The sequence below is a fragment of the Cupriavidus sp. 21MJTG02-4 genome (assembly GCF_057798975.1).
This window is the reverse complement of the sequence record NZ_JBYOJP010000049.1, coordinates 1-1,635: the sequence shown is the minus strand read 5'-3', so window position 1 is coordinate 1,635 and position 1,635 is coordinate 1. Positions and strand designations below refer to the sequence as shown.

The 1,635-nt window shown below is 57.7% G+C and carries 3 protein-coding genes; all 3 read right to left on the bottom strand.

Features of this window, described 5'->3' with window-relative positions; all coding sequences use genetic code 11:
• A partial coding sequence (locus tag AC3FKH_RS34405) for a helix-turn-helix domain-containing protein (protein WP_488680152.1) occupies positions 1-139 on the bottom strand: 139 nt, incomplete at its 3' end.
• 78 nt (positions 140-217) lie between these two features.
• On the bottom strand, positions 218-1,195 hold the full coding sequence (locus AC3FKH_RS34400; protein ID WP_488680150.1) for a Bug family tripartite tricarboxylate transporter substrate binding protein: 978 nt from the start codon (positions 1,193-1,195) through the stop codon (positions 218-220).
• Positions 1,196-1,227: 32 nt separating this feature from the next.
• Positions 1,228-1,635 (bottom strand): enoyl-CoA hydratase/isomerase family protein (locus AC3FKH_RS34395; RefSeq protein ID WP_488680148.1); only part of this gene is annotated, 408 nt, incomplete at its 5' end.

Sequence of the window (1,635 nt, the reverse complement as noted above, 5' to 3'; positions counted from 1 at the left end):
CTCTCAAACTCTGGAGCAACGCCATCGTGCTTGACCTTGGATAGCCTAATGTGTCGGCAACCTCGGAAAGGGTCAGTGGCCGCTGTAGCCGGTCGAAGAGCTCGAGAATCTCGATAATTCGGATAGCTGATTTCACCATGGCGGTGGCTTGGAACTGGTTGGCGACCGGCCTTAGCATAGCTGAAGGGAGCAATGGAGTTAAGGCCGCCACTGCAGCTCACTGTATCAACGACATTCCAGTGCTCCCGACCACAGATCTCCACATCGGTATCTCTCGCCCCACTCTTGCTTTGACATCCGCCTGGCCTCCTTGAATGGGGTATTCACCATTCTTCGCCAGGTCCGCTGCGAAGGAGGGGTCCTTGGTAATGTTGCCCAAAGCTTGTGCCACGCGGTTCGCAATATGTGGAGAAATTCCGGGAGGAGCCACCAGCGCGCTCCATACGTCGACATGGAAATCCTCCAAGCCACCACCGGCCTCCCCGACCGTCTGCACATCCGGCATCGCGTTGAAGCGGGACTTGGTGGTCACGGCCAGCGCAGAGAGCTTTCCGGATTTAATCAAGGGAGACGCGACGGATGGCGCGATAAGGCCCAAATCTACCCGGCCTGCAATCAGGTCGGAAATCGCGTCAGCCCCTCCCTTGTACCGGACTTCTAGGAGGTCTGCCTTGCTACGGGACTTCAGCATTGCCCCGGCAATGGCGGTGACGTTGCCGACTACCATATACGAGACGGATTTCGGCTTCTCACGTGCCCGTCCGATATAGTCTCGCAGCGAGCGCTTCGAGTCTTGTGCGGCGGTGACGACAACATAGGGATATCCGCTAACGAAGCCTAGGTGGGAAAAGCCGTTGACCGGGTCAAACGGCAGCTTTCCATACAAGGCTGGGCCGACCGCGAGTAGGCCATTGGTGGCAAGCATTAATGTGTAGCCATCAGGCTGGCTGGCTAGAAGTGCCCTCGCGGCAATCAAGTTATTGCCACCGGGGCGGTTCTCTACGACCACCGGTTGATTGAGCTCAAGGCGCAGCCGTTCGGCTAGCAGTCGTGCGATGTTGTCGGTGGACCCTCCGGCCGTGTATGGAACAATCAGCTTGATTGGCTTAGTGGGATAGGCATCGGCCGCCGTCGCGCTTGCGACGGCCAGTATTGGAAGCATCGCGGCGATTGCAGCAAAGGACTTTCTCAGCATCGTTGTCTCCTGGATTTAGTTATCTTGGGCTGCTATCGGCCAACAAAGACGGCTTGTCGCTTCTCTCTGTAGGCGGTCAACGCTTCCTTGTGGTCCTCCGTCGAGAAAATCGCTGCCATGTGCGACGAAACCTGGTCTAGGTGAGCGCGCAGACTAAGAGTGGCTGCTTGGTACGCGGCACGCTTCATCATTCGAATGGCAAGCGGAGGCCCCTTTGCAATCCTTGTGGCGAGCTCAAGAGATCTCGGCATGAGTTCAGTCTCGGGGACGACATGGTTGACCAAACCAATGCGCTCGGCCTCGTCCGCCTCCACGAATCGACCTGTCCACAGCAGCTCAAGCGCCTTCGGCATCCCAATCAGCCGAGGCAGGTACCATGCGCCGCCATCGCCTGCCATGATTCCAATGCGGACGTAGGTCTCGGCAAATCGCGCATTACT